Raw genomic sequence first — 18,200 nt, 5'->3', positions numbered from 1 at the left:
ATGGACATGCTACCATTGAAGCAAAATAATAGCATCTGTTCCTGTTACAATGTTATACTGTCTATAGTTATTTGAGTACATTTTAGGAGGATAAAATATATGGCTATCGTAAATTCAACTGATCAAACATTCACAGCAGATACTAATGAAGGTGTCGTTCTTGTAGACTTTTGGGCTCCATGGTGTGGACCATGTAAAATGATCGCTCCTGTTCTTCACGAGTTAGATGAAGAAATTGGCGACAAAGCAAAAATCGTAAAAGTGGACGTTGATGAAAACCAAGAAACAGCTGGAAAATTCGGCGTTATGAGCATCCCTACTTTAATCGTTCTTAAAGACGGTGAAGTTGTGGATAAAGTGGTTGGATTCCAACCGAAGGAAGCTCTGGCTGAACTTCTTGCTAAACACGCTTAATTTGAATGAAGGAAGAGCTTCAGGTCTACGGACTTGAAGCTTTTTTTTGTATCTTGATATATAATTGATTGTAGAATGGGAGAACAGGAGGCTGAATGCATGAATCAACGGATAAAGAATAAACTTGCCCTTCTCCCTGATCAGCCTGGTTGTTATTTAATGAAGGATCGTCAGGGAACGATCATTTATGTTGGCAAGGCGAAAGTATTGAAAAACCGCGTCCGTTCATATTTCACGGGCTCACATGATGGGAAAACATTCAGGCTCGTAAATGAAATCGAGGATTTCGAGTATATCGTTACCTCCTCCAATATCGAGGCGCTTATTTTAGAACTGAATTTAATCAAAAAACACGATCCAAAATATAACGTCATGTTGAAGGATGACAAGACCTACCCATTCATCAAGTTGACGGCTGAAAAACACCCGCGTTTGATCATCACGAGAAAAGTCAAAAAAGATAAAGGGAAATACTTTGGTCCTTATCCCAATGCTTTTGCGGCCAATGAAACGAAAAAACTTCTGGATCGGATCTATCCATTAAGGAAATGTAATACGCTTCCAGACCGTGTCTGCCTATATTACCACCTTGGCCAGTGCTTGGCCCCTTGCGTTTATGATGTAGAGGAACGGGAATATAAGCAAATCGTCGATGATATTAACCGATTTTTAAATGGCGGTCATACCGAGATAAAGAAAGAACTCACGGAAAAAATGCTTGAAGCCTCTGAAATGCTCGATTTTGAACGGGCGAAGGAATATCGGGATAAAATTGCCCACATCGAGATTACAATGGAAAAACAGAAAATGATGACGACTGATTTCATTGACAGGGACGTATTCGGTTTTGCCTATGATAAAGGGTGGATGTGCGTACAAGTATTTTTTGTGCGACAAGGGAAACTGATTGAAAGAGATGTTTCGCTCTTTCCGGTCTACGATGAACCGGAACAGGAGCTTCTTACGTATCTCGGACAGTTTTATGAAAAGGCCAATCACTTTAAGCCAAAAGAGATATTGTTGCCGGAGTCTGTTGATGCCGAGCTGGCGGAGAGCTTGCTTGGTGTAAAAACGCTTCATCCGAAAAGGGGCGCGAAAAAGGATATGCTGCAATTGGCAAATAAAAACGCCTCCATCGCCCTTCAAGAGAAGTTCTCATTAATTGAACGGGATGAAGAAAGAACGATTAAGGCAGTGGAGAATTTAGGGGATAAGTTAGGCATCTACACTCCACATCGTATCGAGGCTTTTGATAACTCGAATATTCAAGGAAGTGATCCTGTATCTGCTTTGGTCGTTTTCATTGATGGCAAGCCGGAAAAGCGGGAGTATCGAAAGTATAAAATTAAAACGGTGAAAGGGCCTGATGATTACGAATCGATGCGTGAAGTTGTCCGAAGAAGATATTCACGCGTCTTAAAAGATGGCCTTCCACTTCCTGACTTGATCATCATCGATGGAGGGAAAGGACATGTGGAGGCCGTTCGGGACATTTTGGAAAATGAACTCGGTCTCGATATTCCGCTTTCTGGCCTTATTAAGGATGAAAAACACAGGACATCCCAATTGATGATTGGAAACCCGCTCGAACTGATTCCACTTGATTCGCGAAGTCAGGAATTTTACTTGCTACAAAGAATCCAAGATGAAGTGCATCGGTTCGCGATTACCTTCCATCGCCAGCTTCGTGGGAAAAATGCCATTCATTCACTTCTGGATGATATTCCAGGTGTAGGTGAGAAAAGAAGAAAGCAGCTGTTACGGCATTTCGGGTCATTGAAAAAAATGAAAGAGGCCTCAGTCGAACAGATAATCGAAGCGGGAATGCCTAAAAATGTAGCGGATGGAATCTTTAGAAAATTACAAGAATGACCTTGCGAGTGTCTTTTTCCTATGCTATGCTTAAAAGGGATTTTTAAACAAGACAATTTAAAGTGCTGATAGAGGTGCGGAATTCAATAGTAAAAACCTAGAGAAGTATGAGCTTCAATGAAGGGTTTTGAAAGGGAATGACGCCGAAGGAAAACAAGACTCATACCTTGTTTTTCTGGTCTGACCATTTAAAAGATGGCAGATTGTCAGGGTTGATACCTTGGAGAGCTATCTCACTGTGATTACTGAACGGATACGTAACCACAGCAATGAGATATTCTCATTGCTTTTTTTATTGCCTAAAAAAGATAGAGAGGGTGCATGAGAATGGCACTGATTGTACAAAAATTTGGCGGTACTTCTGTAGGGAGTGTCGAGAAAATCAAACATGTCGCTAATCGTGTAATCGAGGAAGCTGAAAAAGGTAATGACGTCGTTGTCGTTGTTTCGGCAATGGGGAAGACAACGGATGAATTGGTTTCCATGGCGAGAGATATTTCCGCATCCCCAAGTAAGAGGGAAATGGATATGTTATTGACGACCGGGGAACAAGTTACGATTGCCTTGTTAACGATGGCATTGGTGGAAAAGGGGCATGAAGCCGTATCCTTTACGGGCTGGCAGGCTGGGATGCAGACAGAGTCCGTTCACGGAAATGCGCGAATTTTAAATATCGATGCTTCCAGAATTCAAGCTCAGTTGCAAGCAAAAAAGATCGTCATCGTTGCCGGTTTTCAAGGAATGGATGAACATGGGGAAATCACGACATTGGGTCGGGGCGGTTCCGATACAACGGCGGTTGCCATAGCCGCAGCACTACACGCAAACCGATGCGATATTTATACCGATGTAACCGGTGTTTTCACAACAGATCCACGCTACATAAAAAACGCCAGGAAATTAACATCCGTATCTTATGACGAAATGTTGGAGCTGGCCCATTTAGGGGCTGGGGTCCTGCACCCACGGGCCGTTGAATATGCAAAAAACTATCAAATCTCGCTTGAAGTCCGTTCAAGCTTAGAAAAAGAATCTGGGACCATCATTGAGGAGGAAGCGAATATGGAAGAGAATTTAATTGTACGGGGTATTGCTTTTGAGGATAGCATCACAAGAGTTACAGTGAACGGCTTGCCTCGATCACTTGGTGTATTATCCACGATTTTCACGACACTGGCGAAAAATCACATAAATGTAGATATCATCATCCAGAGCATGACATCAGAAGATACGACCAATCTCTCTTTTTCTATTAAAAGCGAAGATACAAAAGCAGCTTTAATGGTTCTTGAAAACAATAAAAGCCAGTTGGAATTTGATGATATAGAAACGGAAGGCGAGTTGGCTAAAGTCTCTATCGTCGGTTCAGGAATGGTTTCCAATCCCGGAGTGGCCGCAGAGATGTTTGAAGTCATGGCGAATACAGGGATCCAAGTGAAAATGGTCAGCACTTCGGAAATCAAAGTTTCTACCGTCGTAAACGAAAAGGAAATGGTCAAAGCGGTTGAAGCGCTTCACGAGGCGTTCAAACTGGGACAGCACGCCAAAGTCCTTGCCTGATTGACTAAAACTGATGAAAAGATGTACCTAATGCTTTTATAAAGAAAAAGGGCACCTAAAAAAAGGTTGCCCTTTTTCGGTGCCCGGACTGTATGGAAAGATTAATATCAAAGATAATAGACGGCTAGAGAGAGTAGCATGATGCAAAATAGGATAAGACCTACGACAAGGGTGAAGGAAGAGGAAAGGGAGATGATATCGGAAAGTTTAGGGATGTCTTCTTTTTCCTCCCCTACATGCTGATTTTGTATTTGGAATACTCTCCGGAAACTATAAAAGACTACGTCGAAAAATCCTCGTTGGACGACGAAAGTAACCAATGCTAGAAGAATCAGTCCTCCACTGATGTAAAAGGTCATATTAATAAAATTCAATAGAGAGAGATCTTGATGGAATATAAGGGATAACAAAATGGATAGCACGATACCAAATCCCGTACCTATAAGTATTTTTTTCATTCTTTTTACCTCGATTTTCTTTTTATAAGTATATCAAAAACACTAAATAAACAAAAATGATTTTTTGAAATAGTATGAAAAAGCGATAGTAAAAAACATAATAGTATTCTAAAAAATCCGATAAAACGGCGTAAGCAGCACTTTAAAGCCTTAAAGTAGTAAAAACCTAGGTTTTCCTTGGTTTTTGAGTATTTTTAATTTTTTAGAAATAATTTATTATTCTAACTTATATACAAAATCAAAAAAATCAGTATAATGAAAATATGATTTTAAAATATAGAAAGAAGGTCAAAGCAGATGAAAAAATCTAAATTTACAATCTTTGCTGGTCTTATGCTAGTTCTTAGCGTCATTCTAGCAGCATGTGGCGGCAATTCAGATAACTCTGAGAAAAAGTCAGATGGAACGAAATTAGCTGAAAAACAAGAGATTAGTATTATGAGTAAATCCGAAATCCCAGTCATGGATTCCGTTAAAACAACAGATACAGTAGGATTCAACTATTTGAACAATGTGAACGAAGGCTTATATACCATTGATAAGGACGGAGAGACAGTGCCGGCTCTTGTTGACGGAGAACCTGAAATCAGTAAAGACGGAAAAACGTATACGTTTAAATTAATAGATGCAAAGTGGTCGAATGGTGACCCAGTTACGGCAAATGATTTCGTTTTTGCCTTTAAACGGGCGATGGATCCTGAAGTAGCTTCTGAATATGGTCCATATATGATGAATGGCAAAATCGCAGGTGCAACAGAAATTACGAAGGCAGCTGCTGAAAAGAAAAAATACGATTTAGACAGCCTTGGTGTGCAAGCGGTTGACGACAAAACATTGGAAATTACGTTTGAAAAACCACTTGCATACTGGAAAGAGTATTTATCGTTTGCGACATTCTTCCCGCAAAACGAAAAGTTTGTTACAGAACAAGGTGACAAGTACGCTACAAGTGCAGAAACGCTCTTATACAATGGTCCCTTTGTCATGACTTCTTGGAATGGGCCAACTGCGACAGAATGGGAACTTCAAAAGAACAAGAATTACCGCGATGCGGATTCAGTTAAATTAGAGAAAATCACGGTTAATGTTTCAAAAGATAATAATGCACAAGTAAATGCATTTGAAGCTGGCGAAGCAGACATTACGGATTTACTGACATCTGAACTTGTCCCACAATATGAAGGGGACGAGCGGTTGCAAACTAACTTGGCACCGACTATATTCTGGATGAAGATGAACCAGAAAAATGAAGCACTTAAGAATGTCAATATCCGCGAAGCGCTTGCAAAAGCTTTCAATAAAGAAGATCTTGCATCGAGCGTGCTGGGCGATGGTTCAGTTGCAGCCAACTACTTCGTGCCAAAAGATTTCGTTAGTTATGATGGAAAAGACTTCCGTTCGGCAAATGAAGATTTGATTACGTTTAACGCAAAAGAAGCAAAAGCTGCTTGGGAAAAAGGATTAAAAGAGTTGGGCGTGAAGGAACTTACCCTTCGATATATGGGGGATGAAACCGATTCTGCGAAAAAAATCGGTGAGTATATGAAGAACCAATTGGAGAAAAACCTTCCTGGTTTAACAATCAAAGTCGAAAGCGTTCCATTCTCGATTCGATTGGATCGTACGAAAAAAGGCGATTATGATTTGGTCGTATCAGGTTGGGGCCCGGATTATAAAGATGCCATCTCATATACCGATCTTTGGTTAACAGGTGGAACAAATAATGAAATGGACTATTCTAATCCAGAATACGATGCACTGATCAATAAAGCCACAAACGAATTGACGGACGATCCGGCAGCATATGCGAAAGCCATGCAAGATGCTGAAAAGCTTTTCTTGACTGAAGACTTCGGAATCGCACCAATTTACCAACGAGTAGAGAACATCCTGGTAAATCCTAAAGTCAAAGGAATTGTTAAGAGTGACTTAGGACCACATTATTACTACAAAGGCGTAACAGTAGTAGAATAAGCATCTTCTAAAACAAACTAGAAAAGAGAGTATATCACTAGTATATACTCTCTTTTCACTATAAAACTATTGTCGAAAAAGTGAGAATTTTATTTTGTGAGGTGTACAAATGGCCAGATATCTAACGCAACGGATCATATATATGTTAATTACTTTGTTTATCATCGCGAGCTTGACGTTCTTCCTCATGAAGTTGATCCCGGGCTCTCCATTTGCAAATGCAAGCAAGTTATCGGAGGCTCAATTCCAAATCATGGAGAACAAGTATGGATTGAATGAGCCGGTGCCTGTCCAGTATGGGAAATACATGTTGAACCTAGTTCAGGGAGATTTGGGAGTTTCTTTCCAATTCAATAATACACCAGTCACGCAATTGCTGGGCGAAAGGATTCAGCCTTCCTTGGTATTAGGATTTCAAGCGATGTTCTTTGGAACGATATTTGGGATTATTCTGGGTGTGATAGGAGCCCTCAAACAAAATACATGGGTCGATTATGGAACAACATTCATAGCGGTCTTGGGTAAATCGATACCAAGTTTCGTGTTTGCCGGTTTGCTACAATATTATGTTGGAGTGAAGATGGGATGGTTGCCCGTCATGTTCTGGAAGGGGTGGGAGTATAGCATTATGCCAACGCTTGCCTTAGCGATGTTCCCTATAGCCACATCTGCCCGTTTCATGAGGACGGAAATGATCGATGTACTCGGATCGGATTATATCACCCTCGCTAAAGCGAAGGGGGCAAGTAATTTTGAAGTGGCGTTTAAACATGGACTGCGAAATGCTTTGATTCCTGTCATAACTGTACTCGGACCATTAACAGTGTCACTTATGACGGGTTCACTCGTCATTGAACAAATATTCGGTATACCTGGAATCGGGGAACAATTCGTTAAATCGATAACGGTGAATGATTACTCGGTAATCATGGGAACGACATTGCTGTTTTCATTCCTCTTTATCGTCATCGTTCTATTGGTCGACATTCTCTACGGTATTATCGATCCACGTATTAGGTTAGCAGGGGGGAAAAAATAATGGCAAACAAAATAGTGAGAATGTCAAAAAGTCAATTTGCGCCTGCCATTATGGACGCCACCATAAGCGAAGCGATCAATAAACCAAGCATAAGTTTCTGGCAGGATTCTTGGATGCGTATCCGTAAAAATAAAGCAGCCCTAGTCAGTATGGTTTTAATTGCTTTGGTCTTTATTTTTGCTTGGGTGGGTCCCCTTATTAGTGGACATGGATTAGATGAACAAGATTTAAAGAGAACCAATTTACCAGCGAAAATTCCAGGATTGGAAAATGTGAGTTGGCTTCCTTTTGATGGTACAAGGACAATGGCCAATGGTGATGTGGTGGATGTTTACGAACAAAAAAACATTGAAGAGCATTACTGGTTCGGAACGGACGGACTTGGCCGGGATGTACTTACCCGAGTGGCCAAGGGGATTCAAATATCTTTGTATATCGCCTTTTTAGCGGCTTTGCTTGATATGCTTATCGGTGTAGCGTATGGAGCCATTTCTGGATATTACGGCGGGAAACTTGATAATGTCATGCAACGTATTGTCGAAGTCGTTTCAGGTGTCCCTAACCTAGTTGTGGTCATTTTAATGATCCTTGTTTTCGAGCCTGGCATCATGTCCATCACGATTGCCCTAGCCATTACGAGCTGGACAAGCATGTCCCGTGTCGTTCGTGCTCAGGTGATGAAATTAAAAGAACAAGAATTCGTCTTGGCTTCGCGGACATTGGGAAGCTCAAATTTCAAGATCATTTTAAAACATTTGCTACCAAACTTAGCGAGCGTCATCATCATCAATACGATGTTCACCATTCCGAGTGCGATATTCTTCGAAGCTTTCTTGAGTTTCATTGGACTGGGTCTACAATCACCACTTGCATCCCTTGGGACGTTGATCAACGATGGATTCAAAACGCTAAGACTATACCCACATCTGATGTTATTCCCAGCATTTTTCATCAGTCTGATCATGGTTTGCTTCAATATGATCGCCGATGGGCTTCGTGATGCATTGGATCCAAAAATGCGAGATTAAGAGAAGGAGGAAATGAAATGGAAAACTTATTGGAAGTGAAAGATTTACATGTATCGTTTCATACCTTTTCTGGTGAAGTCCAGGCAATCCGTGGTGTGAACTTTGAACTGAAAAAAGGGGAAACCTTGGCGATTGTAGGAGAATCCGGATCGGGTAAGTCCGTGACATCCAAATCAATCATGAGATTGTTGCCAGCAAATAATTCAGAAATTAAAAGTGGCGAAATCCTTTTTGAAGGAAAGGATCTGGCCAAACTTTCTAATAAGAATATGCAAAAGGTCAGAGGTAAAGATATTTCGATGATTTTCCAAGATCCAATGACTTCATTGAACCCAACGATCAAGGTGGGCAAACAGATAATGGAGCCCATTTTAAAACATCAAAACGTCAGTAAGGCGGCGGCGAAGTTACGTTCGATCGAACTATTGGAACTTGTGGGCATTCCTAATGCTAAGCAGCGTTTCGAACAATATCCCCACCAATTTTCGGGAGGAATGAGACAACGTGTGGTCATCGCGATAGCTTTGGCGTGTAATCCCAAAGTATTGATTGCGGATGAGCCTACGACTGCGTTGGATGTGACCATTCAAGCTCAAATTCTTGAATTGATGAAGGATTTACAAAAGAAAATAGAAACATCGATTATCTTCATCACCCATGATCTGGGAGTGGTTGCGAACATAGCGGATCGTGTGGCTGTGATGTATGCAGGGAAAATCGTTGAAATAGGTACGGCGGATGAAATCTTTTATAATCCGAAGCACCCTTATACTTGGGGGTTGATCAGTTCCATGCCTAGCCTCGAAGATACGGGGGAACATGAATTGTACACGATCCCGGGCACTCCGCCCAATTTGCTGAATCCGCCAAAAGGTGACGCGTTTGCTCCGAGAAATGAATATGCGATGCAGATTGATTTAGAACAACAGCCACCCGTATTCAAAGTATCCGAAACGCACTATGCAGCCACATGGCTTTTACATCCGGATGCACCTGAGGTGACACCGCCTCTAGCTGTACAAAAACGCATGAAGCAGTTCGTTCAGGGGGTCGCAAAATAATGGAACAACGTGAAAAACTCGTGGAAGTCAAACATTTAAAACAATACTTCAATAACGGAAAGCCTAATATGGTGAAAGCAATCGATGATATTTCTTTTGATATTTATCAAGGGGAAACGCTTGGGTTTGTTGGGGAGTCAGGTTGCGGTAAATCGACAACAGGACGTACAATCATTCGCCTGTATGATGCAACCGATGGCGAGGTGCTTTTCAAAGGGGAAAGTGTCCATGGAAAGAAATCGAGGAAAAAATTGAAAGATATGAACAGAAAGATGCAAATGATTTTTCAAGATCCATATGCATCCTTGAATCCTAAAATGAAGATTGCCGATATTATCGCAGAAGGCATCGATAACCATGGGCTGGCTAAGACAAAAGAAGAGCGCATGGAACGGGTTTACCATTTACTCGAAACAGTCGGGCTAAATCGCGAACATGCAAATCGGTATCCGCACGAATTCTCAGGGGGACAGCGCCAGCGAATTGGAATTGCGCGGGCACTTGCCGTGGAACCGGAATTCATCATCGCGGATGAACCAATTTCAGCACTGGACGTGTCCATTCAGGCACAGGTAGTCAATCTGTTGAAAAAGCTTCAAAAAGAAAAAAACTTAACCTATTTATTCATTGCCCATGATTTATCGATGGTAAAGTATATCAGTGACAGAATCGGCGTCATGTACTTTGGTAAGTTAGTGGAGCTTGCACCAAGTGAAGAGCTTTATAACAACCCGATACATCCGTACACACAATCCCTGTTATCTGCGATTCCGCTTCCGGATCCAGAATTGGAACGGACTAGGCAACGGAAGGGCTATAATCCCGCTACACATGCTTATACGGCGGATGAGGAAGTCAAAATGCGAGAAGTGAAACCAGGACACTTCGTGTTATGTTCAGAACGAGAATTCCTTCAATTTCAAAGTAATGGTGTTAAATGATTATCGGTCATGAAAAAAAGGAGTCCGATAACCTGAGTCCGAGAGTGAGGGGGACTCAGGTTATTTGACTCCTTTTGTTTAAATCAGGGTACAATCTATCCAAAAAAGATTACTTTCTTCTTATTATATAGCCATTAGGAAAAGAAGATTTGGAATTACACACCAATAACTTCTATTTTATGTATCGTATATGCTGTTTTGCGTTATGGATGTGAGTGCTAGTTAAAGAATTACTCATGGAAGAAGACCACTTGGAAATAGTCAAACTTGACCCAGGCTCCTTACATTTCAACCATTTTGATGAAGTCGTTAAATGGGATCTTTCGGATCCCAGCAGATGGTGAAGTCGACTTTTTTTGCACGACGTTTGATTTCTTCCGTAGCTTCACTGATGAACCTTTTTTGTAAGGTAAATTGTTCGGCAAGAAACCCTGCTTCAAGTTGAAAATGACTGTCGGGATATAGATCCAGACGACGGGCGACCATTTCTCCTGACAAGGATAACTCCATCTCGGATTTGGAAAGCTTTATGATTTCTAGATGGCCCCAGCCTGCATTATGGAAAAATGCAACCAATTCCTGATCGCCATTCAAAGGGAATTTCCTTGCGAGTTGTTTACCAGCCCAATATAAGATTTGATAAGAATCTTTCCCCAGGATATCGTTCAATAAAATTTCCCTGATCAGTTCATACCCGAAAGCTGGAACTTGGAATTCATCTGCTTGGATTTCTTCTTCTTCTATAGCTGCAGCAATATTTTTTTTCATGTATTATCGCCTCTTTCTGTAAATCTATTATAAACGTTTTCCTTTTGCGATTTATACAGTTTTTTTTAATATTTCAACAGAAAAATGTAAAAATATGTTAAATTATCTCAATATATTAAAAAAATAGTTAGTTTTTTCATATTACTTGTAAATGAACACCCAAAACCTTAGTAATTTATTGATAATATTTATTCTAAAAAAGAGAAATCTTGTATCCGTTTTCTTGACGCACATTGAAGTCAGGAGTAAAATGGACTTGTCACATAATTGTAAGAAAGTATAGAGAGCGCTTTAACTCTATACTTTATTTTCACGCGGAGATTAAAGATAACCATCTTCGTATGAGTTTTGACAAATTAAGGGGGGGCACTTAGTGGCAAAGAATCGTGAGTTTGGGAATCGTAGGCTTCATTCACTTCTAGGGGTAATTCCAATCGGTCTATTCCTAATTTTCCATTTATCGGTTAACTTTATGGCAACAAAGGGAGCAGAGACATTTAATGGGGCAGTTCATTTAATCGAGTATACTCCATTGAAAATCGTGGTGGAATGTGTAATTATCTATCTACCATTAATTTTCCATGCTGTTTATGGGATTTATATCGCCTTTACAGCAAAGAACAACTTAGGAAGATTCAGTTTCTTCCGTAACTGGATGTTCATGCTACAACGTTTATCAGGAATCATAACTTTGATTTTCCTTGTTTGGCACATCTGGGAAACAAGGGTTCAAGCAGCTTTTGGGGCAACAGTAGATTTTGATATGATGGCAGAAATTTTCTCTAATCCATTTATGATCGCATTCTATATTGTTGGTATTGTTTCTGCTATTTTCCATTTTGCCAATGGATTATGGTCATTCGCAGTAAGTTGGGGACTAACAGTTTCACCTAAATCGCAAAGAGTTATGACATATGTTACTTTGATCATTTTCGTTCTTCTTTCTTATATAGGAATTAGTGCAGTTTTCGCTTTCGTATAAGTAGCAGAAGAAATTAATTTATACGTACTAGGAAAAACATAGCTTTTCTAATGGAATAAGGGAGTGACACAATTGGGTAAAGGTAAAATTATTATCGTCGGTGGAGGTCTAGCTGGTTTAATGGCTACGATCAAAGCAGCAGAGTTAGGACAACATGTTGATTTATTCTCATTAGTTCCAGTAAAACGATCTCACTCTGTTTGTGCGCAAGGCGGAATCAACGGGGCAGTAAATACGAAAGGTGAAGGCGATTCTCCATGGCTTCACTTTGATGATACAGTATATGGTGGGGATTTCTTAGCAAATCAACCTCCAGTTAAAGCAATGTGCGATGCAGCACCATCTATTATCCATATGTTTGACCGTATGGGTGTTATGTTTAGCCGTACGCCGGAAGGTCTACTTGATTTCCGCCGTTTTGGTGGAACACAATTTCACCGTACTGCATTTGCTGGTGCAACAACTGGTCAGCAATTACTTTATGCATTGGACGAGCAAGTTCGTCGTTATGAAGTACAAGGCCTTGTAACGAAATATGAAGGCTGGGAATTCCTTGGAGCTGTTATCGATGATGATCAAACAGCACGTGGTATCGTAGCTCAGAACTTGACTACAATGGAAATTCAATCATTCCCTGGTGACGCAGTCATCATGGCGAGCGGTGGCCCTGGAATCATTTTCGGTAAATCTACTAACTCTATGATCAATACAGGTTCAGCAGCATCTATCGTCTATCAACAAGGTGCACACTATGCGAACGGTGAGTTCATCCAAATTCACCCGACAGCAATCCCTGGTGATGATAAACTTCGCCTAATGAGTGAATCCGCTCGTGGTGAAGGTGGACGTATCTGGACATATAAAGATGGAAAACCATGGTACTTCTTAGAAGAGAAATACCCGGCTTATGGTAATCTAGTGCCTCGTGATATTGCAACACGTGAAATTTTCGACGTATGTATTAATATGAAATTGGGTATTAACGGAGAAAACATGGTCTACCTTGACCTTTCACATAAAGATTCACATGAACTAGATGTTAAATTAGGCGGAATCATTGAAATCTATGAGAAATTCGTCGGTGAAGATCCTCATAAAGTACCAATGAAAATTTTCCCTGCGGTTCACTATTCTATGGGTGGACTTTGGGTAGATTATGACCAAATGACAAACATTAAAGGTCTATTCGCTGCTGGTGAGTGTGATTATTCACAACATGGTGGTAACCGTTTAGGTGCGAACTCACTTCTTTCAGCCATTTATGGTGGTTCTGTGGCTGGTCCGAATGCTGTTAAATACATTCAAGGACTTGATAAAACATCAGATTCTCTTCCTTCTTCATTATATGAAGGCTACCAAAAACAAGAACAAGAGAAATGGAATTCTATCATGTCTCTTAATGGTAATGAAAACGCATATGTCCTTCACAAAGAACTTGGTGAATGGATGACAAACAATGTAACTGTAGTTCGTTACAATGACAAGCTTAAAGAAACAGACAATAAAATTCTTGAGTTGATGGAACGTTACAAAAAAATCAACATCAACGACACGGCTAAATGGAGCAATCAAGGTGCTGCCTTTACTAGACAGCTTCAAAACATGATGCAATTGGCACGTGTAATCACAATCGGTGCTCTTAACCGTGATGAAAGCCGTGGAGCGCATTACAAACCTGACTTCCCAGAACGTAATGATGAAAAGTTCATGAAAACAACAATGGCTACATTCCAAGGAGCAGATAAAGCGCCTGCATTCCATTATGAAGATGTTGATGTATCACTGATTGCACCACGTAAACGTGATTACACGACTACACATTAAAGAGGGGGAGCATAAAAATGGTTGAAACTAAATCTGAGACTAAAACAGTTCGTTTTATTATTACTCGCCAAGATACACCGGATTCAGCTCCTTATGATGAGGAATTTGAATTAGCATACCGTCCGAATATGAACGTCATTTCCGCTTTGATGGAAATTCGTCGTAATCCGGTAACGGTAGAAGGTAAACATACAACTGCAATCGCATGGGACATGAACTGTCTTGAAGAAGTTTGTGGTGCCTGTTCAATGGTCATCAATGGTAAGCCAAGACAATCTTGTACGGCCCTTATTGACCAGTTAGAACAGCCTGTACGTCTAGCTCCAATGCGTACTTTCCCGGTTGTACGTGACCTTCAAGTCGATCGTAGCCGTATGTTCGATTCATTGAAAAAGGTAAAAGCTTGGATTCCAATTGATGGTACGTATAATCTTGGACCAGGACCACGTATGCCAGAAAAGAAACGTCAATGGGCATATGAATTATCTAAATGTATGACTTGTGGCGTATGTTTGGAAGCTTGTCCGAACGTAAATGACAACTCCAACTTCATGGGACCACAACCATTATCACAAGTTCGTTTATTCAATGCACATCCAACTGGTGCAATGAACAAAGCAGAACGTTTAAACACAATCATGTCAGATGGCGGCCTTGCAAACTGCGGTAACTCACAAAACTGTGTGCAGTCTTGCCCTAAAGGTATTCCATTGACAACATCGATTGCAGCGTTAAACCGTGATACTGCGATTCAACAATTCCGTAACTTCTTCGGAAGCGACGAAGTTTAATAAGTAGTAACCCCCTATCCTTTGGATAGGGGGTTTTTTATATTATCTCAACCAAAAATACTATTTAAAAATAGCCTGTATTTATTAGAGGCAGAACATGAGAGATAGGTGAAGTGGGGTTAAGGAAATTTCCCTCTGGGGTATCTTACCTGAAGAATACATTTCAATTTAATAGCTCTGTCTTATAAGTTTCAAATAAAAGCAGTATTTTTTCCGTTTCCAAGGAGATTCTACCTTTATAGGAGGGTCAGAAGTATGAAAAACGGCTCTGTTCAAAAAAAATCTTTCTTTTTAGTTATATTTAGCTTGGTGTTTATAAGTGCTTTTCTCCTTTTAGGCAATGCAAAAGCTACGGTCTTGTTGGAAATGGTGGAAGATCCAAAAGGAGGTAGTAGAGTAGATGCTTCTTCTAAATCTGAAAATAAGGAACTCGACTTGACAGTTTTATACACGAACGATACTCACGCTCACCTGAAAAATATTCCACGAAGGTTTACAGCAATCAATAAAATAAGGAATGTAAAAGAAAATGTCCTTTTATTCGATGCGGGAGATGTTTTTACAGGCTCTCTTTACTTTAAACAATATCTTGGTCAAGCAGATATACAGTTTATGAATAAAATCGGATATGATGCAATGGTACTCGGTAATCATGAATTTGATAAGTCATCGGTCATACTAAGGGACTTTATAAAAGCTGCAGAATTTCCTATTGTTGGTGCTAATATTGATTTTTCTAAAGATGAAGAATTAAAAGATCTGTCTCGAATAGAAATCGATACAACAGGCTGGAAGGGTACTATTCATCCTTCAGTAGTCAAGAAAGTCAAAGGGCAGAGAGTGGGGATTATTGGTCTTACGACGCAGAGGACGACCCTTTTATCAAATCCTAATAAGGATATCGTGTTTGAAGATGCTTTCAAGAAAGCGAAAGAAACAATTAACGCACTTGAAGCTAAGGGAGTTAATAAAATCATTGTCCTTTCACATCTTGGTTACAGCAACGATAAAAAGTTAGCTAATACAGTTGACGGAATAGATGTTATTGTTGGTAGTCATTCACATCATAAACTGAAAGAACCTGACGTCATTAATCAAAAAAAGAAACCGACCCTAATAGTACAAGCGGGTAGGTATGGGAGATTTCTTGGCCAGTTGGATGTTACGTTTGATGATAAGGGGAAATTGACAATGTGGAACGGAAAACTCCTTGATATAACGGATAAAAATGAAAAGGGAGAATTTATTTATAAAGAAGATAAGTGGGCCAAGTATTTTCTTGAAGAGCTTAGCGTGCCAATCAAGGAAATAAAAAAGAAAAAAAGGGTTCATGAAAAATAAGGTATTAGATAATGTGGGATTGTTTATTACTCTCTATATAAGTAAGTCAAAAAAGGAAGGAGTTATTTCTTCCTTTTTAATTAATTTTCTGAAGTAATTAATTATAGATAGAAATATCTTTCCATTTTTTCTTTTTTCTTATAAAATGAATGAATAGTCATTCATTAAGGAGGAGTTCTCACAGTGAGTAGAATATCATATATCGATAATATAAAAGAGTGGAGCAATGGATTTTCTTTTAAGCATGAGATTAAAGTCCGTTTTTCAGAAACTGACATGTTCGGACACCTCAATAATACGGTTCCATTCACTTACTTTGAAGAGGCACGGATCGAGTATTTCAATAGTATGGGTTTCATGGTGGACTGGTCTTCGGCAGAAAGTGATGAAATTCCGGTTGTTGCCGATTTACAATGTGATTATATTCAGCAGGTGTTTTTTAACGAACAACTGACAATCCATGTAAAAGCGGCCCACGTGGGCAACTCATCGGTGGATATTCATTATATGGGAACGAAAGAGGATGGGACGATTTGCCTCACTGGCAGGGGAACGGTCGTCCAATTATCGAAAACGACCGGGAAGCCGGTGCCACTGGCTGAAGAAATGAAAAAGTGGATGTCAAAAACAAGTGTCAAACAACTTTAAAAGTAAAATTTCAATTAGACAAGTAAATGAGTCACTCCCTTGCCCTAGCCGACATACTATATCTTGACTAAATAGACACCCACTCCGGGTTTTATGCTGGTGAAGGCAAGGAGGGTAACATTACTTGAAGGAGAACGAATTCACTCATAAGCCACTACTCACCAAAAGAGAAAAAGAAGTATTTGAGTTACTAGTACAAGACAAAACAACAAAAGATATCGCAGGTGAATTGTTTATTAGCGAAAAAACAGTTCGAAACCACATTTCGAATGCGATGCAGAAGCTTGGAGTCAAAGGACGTTCACAGGCAGTTATAGAGCTCCTTCGTATGGGAGAACTTAAGCTATAATGTGTTGCTTTATTTATACGTAAGCCTTATATATCTTTACTCTCCCGTTCATTTGCAGCATATAAGGAAGGGTGAAACATTTCCATGTTTCCACTTCTTTGGATGCTGCTTATTTTTTATGAGAAGGTTTTCCAGGGCTCGTAAAACTTCTGTCTTGAAATTTATTTCACTTTCTCCCAAAATGGTAGTATGATAAGTTTCATGAAGTAAGCGAGAAGCTTAGGTATAGGTTTTCTTCATAGAGAATATCATCATGAAATGAAAGAAAAATGAGGCGAGATTTTTGAAACAACCAATTGGAATTATTGATTCGGGTGTCGGTGGTTTGACTGTGGCTAAAGAAGTCATGCGCCAGTTACCGAATGAAAATATAATATACTTAGGCGATACGGCCAGATGCCCGTATGGACCAAGGTCAAAAAAGGATGTCAAAAACTTCACATGGCAGATGACCCGATTCCTGATGAAACAGGATATCAAAATGCTAATTATAGCCTGTAATACAGCAACTGCAGCAGTGCTGGATGAAATCAGGGCGATTCTTCCGATTCCTGTACTCGGTGTCATCCTTCCTGGGGCAAGGGCAGCTTTAAAGGTTTCTAATTCCCTACATATTGGCGTGATTGGCACAGAGGGAACGGTGAAGAGCAAAGCCTATGACGATGCACTCGTTTCCATAAACTCGGGTGTGGAAGTGGATAGTTTAGCCTGTCCGAAATTTGTCCCAATTGTGGAAAGCGGAGAGTTTCAGGGGGAAATCGTCGAAAGGGTCGTGGCGCAAACGTTGAAGCCGTTAAAGAAAATCAACATTGATACGCTCATTCTCGGTTGTACCCACTATCCTCACTTAGGACCCGTGATTTCGAAGTTCATGGGGGATAAGGTACAAGTCATTTCCTCTGGGGAAGAGACGGCCCGTGAAGCGAGTGTCATTTTGGATTACTACCGACTAAGCAATAGAAGCAAAAGGGTTCCTGTACACCGTTTCTATACAACGGGTTCCAAAGATATATTTGGTGCAATCGCATCGAGTTGGCTCGGCATAGAAATTGATACGATAGAGACCATCAAGATCGACCATCTATAAGACTTCCCTATGGAGGTCTTTTTGGTTTGGTTGAATGGGCGGGTGGCGGTAGTTGCCTAAAGA

General features: G+C 40.2%; 17 protein-coding genes and 1 riboswitch. Of the genes, 15 read left to right on the top strand and 2 right to left on the bottom strand.

From position 1 onward, the window contains the following. The first annotated feature begins 99 nt into the window (after positions 1–99). From trxA to ACQKIC_RS07570, 3 genes are all read left to right on the top strand, one after another. On the top strand, positions 100–414 hold the full coding sequence (gene trxA, locus ACQKIC_RS07580) for a thioredoxin (protein ID WP_402874527.1): 315 nt from the start codon (positions 100–102) through the stop codon (positions 412–414). Positions 415–513: 99 nt separating this feature from the next. After that, a complete protein-coding gene (gene uvrC / locus ACQKIC_RS07575) occupies positions 514–2,286 on the top strand; it encodes an excinuclease ABC subunit UvrC (RefSeq protein ID WP_402874530.1) in 1,773 nt (590 codons plus the stop codon). A gap of 61 nt (positions 2,287–2,347) precedes the next feature. Beyond that, positions 2,348–2,525: riboswitch (Lysine riboswitch) on the top strand. Between the two features lie 88 nt (positions 2,526–2,613). After that, a complete protein-coding gene (locus ACQKIC_RS07570) occupies positions 2,614–3,846 on the top strand; it encodes an aspartate kinase (protein WP_427590596.1) in 1,233 nt (410 codons plus the stop codon). A 107-nt stretch (positions 3,847–3,953) separates the two neighbouring features. On the opposite strand, the gene ACQKIC_RS07565 is transcribed toward ACQKIC_RS07570, so the two are convergent. Then, entirely contained in the window at positions 3,954–4,304 is a 351-nt protein-coding gene (locus ACQKIC_RS07565) for a DUF3899 domain-containing protein (RefSeq protein WP_407408714.1), read from the bottom strand. A gap of 297 nt (positions 4,305–4,601) precedes the next feature. Between ACQKIC_RS07565 and ACQKIC_RS07560 the strand changes: the two genes are divergently transcribed. From ACQKIC_RS07560 to ACQKIC_RS07540, 5 genes are all read left to right on the top strand, one after another. Then, positions 4,602–6,278: a peptide ABC transporter substrate-binding protein gene (locus ACQKIC_RS07560; RefSeq protein ID WP_427590595.1), complete on the top strand. Its 1,677-nt coding sequence runs from the start codon at positions 4,602–4,604 to the stop codon at positions 6,276–6,278. A gap of 109 nt (positions 6,279–6,387) precedes the next feature. Next, positions 6,388–7,317: an oligopeptide ABC transporter permease gene (opp3b, locus tag ACQKIC_RS07555; protein WP_402874541.1), complete on the top strand. Its 930-nt coding sequence runs from the start codon at positions 6,388–6,390 to the stop codon at positions 7,315–7,317. Beyond that, the gene (opp3C, locus tag ACQKIC_RS07550) at positions 7,317–8,345 is read left to right on the top strand and encodes an oligopeptide ABC transporter permease (RefSeq protein ID WP_427590594.1); all 1,029 of its coding nucleotides are present in this window, start codon (positions 7,317–7,319) and stop codon (positions 8,343–8,345) included. Before opp3b ends, opp3C begins: the two co-directional genes overlap by 1 nt. A gap of 17 nt (positions 8,346–8,362) precedes the next feature. Further along, positions 8,363–9,406 carry an ABC transporter ATP-binding protein gene (locus ACQKIC_RS07545; protein WP_427590593.1) on the top strand — a complete coding sequence of 348 codons (1,044 nt, stop codon included), beginning with the start codon at positions 8,363–8,365 and terminating at the stop codon, positions 9,404–9,406. Beyond that, positions 9,406–10,347, top strand: a complete 942-nt coding sequence (locus ACQKIC_RS07540) for an ABC transporter ATP-binding protein (RefSeq protein WP_402958101.1) — start codon at positions 9,406–9,408, stop codon at positions 10,345–10,347. The genes ACQKIC_RS07545 and ACQKIC_RS07540 overlap by 1 nt, the downstream gene beginning before the upstream one ends. 309 nt (positions 10,348–10,656) lie before the next feature. On the opposite strand, the gene ACQKIC_RS07535 is transcribed toward ACQKIC_RS07540, so the two are convergent. Next, a complete protein-coding gene (locus tag ACQKIC_RS07535) occupies positions 10,657–11,115 on the bottom strand; it encodes a YslB family protein (protein ID WP_427590592.1) in 459 nt (152 codons plus the stop codon). Between the two features lie 373 nt (positions 11,116–11,488). Between ACQKIC_RS07535 and ACQKIC_RS07530 the strand changes: the two genes are divergently transcribed. From ACQKIC_RS07530 to racE, 7 genes are all read left to right on the top strand, one after another. Beyond that, the gene (locus ACQKIC_RS07530) at positions 11,489–12,097 is read left to right on the top strand and encodes a succinate dehydrogenase cytochrome b558 subunit (protein ID WP_427590591.1); all 609 of its coding nucleotides are present in this window, start codon (positions 11,489–11,491) and stop codon (positions 12,095–12,097) included. A gap of 72 nt (positions 12,098–12,169) precedes the next feature. Continuing rightward, a complete protein-coding gene (gene sdhA / locus ACQKIC_RS07525; RefSeq protein WP_427590589.1) occupies positions 12,170–13,921 on the top strand; it encodes a succinate dehydrogenase flavoprotein subunit in 1,752 nt (583 codons plus the stop codon). Positions 13,922–13,938: 17 nt separating this feature from the next. Further along, complete coding sequence (gene sdhB / locus ACQKIC_RS07520; RefSeq protein ID WP_402874562.1) at positions 13,939–14,712, top strand: succinate dehydrogenase iron-sulfur subunit; 774 nt, start codon at positions 13,939–13,941, stop codon at positions 14,710–14,712. Between the two features lie 255 nt (positions 14,713–14,967). After that, a complete protein-coding gene (locus ACQKIC_RS07515; RefSeq protein WP_427590588.1) occupies positions 14,968–16,053 on the top strand; it encodes a bifunctional metallophosphatase/5'-nucleotidase in 1,086 nt (361 codons plus the stop codon). A gap of 183 nt (positions 16,054–16,236) precedes the next feature. Continuing rightward, positions 16,237–16,701 carry an acyl-CoA thioesterase gene (locus ACQKIC_RS07510; protein WP_427590587.1) on the top strand — a complete coding sequence of 155 codons (465 nt, stop codon included), beginning with the start codon at positions 16,237–16,239 and terminating at the stop codon, positions 16,699–16,701. Between the two features lie 124 nt (positions 16,702–16,825). Next, positions 16,826–17,050 (top strand): helix-turn-helix domain-containing protein, encoded by a 225-nt coding sequence (locus ACQKIC_RS07505; protein ID WP_402874572.1) that lies wholly within the window; start codon positions 16,826–16,828, stop codon positions 17,048–17,050. A 283-nt stretch (positions 17,051–17,333) separates the two neighbouring features. Then, positions 17,334–18,137 (top strand): glutamate racemase, encoded by an 804-nt coding sequence (gene racE, locus ACQKIC_RS07500; RefSeq protein WP_402874574.1) that lies wholly within the window; start codon positions 17,334–17,336, stop codon positions 18,135–18,137. The last annotated feature ends 63 nt before the right edge of the window (positions 18,138–18,200 follow it).

This window comes from Peribacillus sp. NPDC046944 (assembly GCF_050272735.1).
Taxonomy (GTDB): Bacteria; Bacillota; Bacilli; order Bacillales; family DSM-1321; genus Peribacillus.
This window is presented reverse-complemented; position numbering and strand designations above follow the sequence as displayed.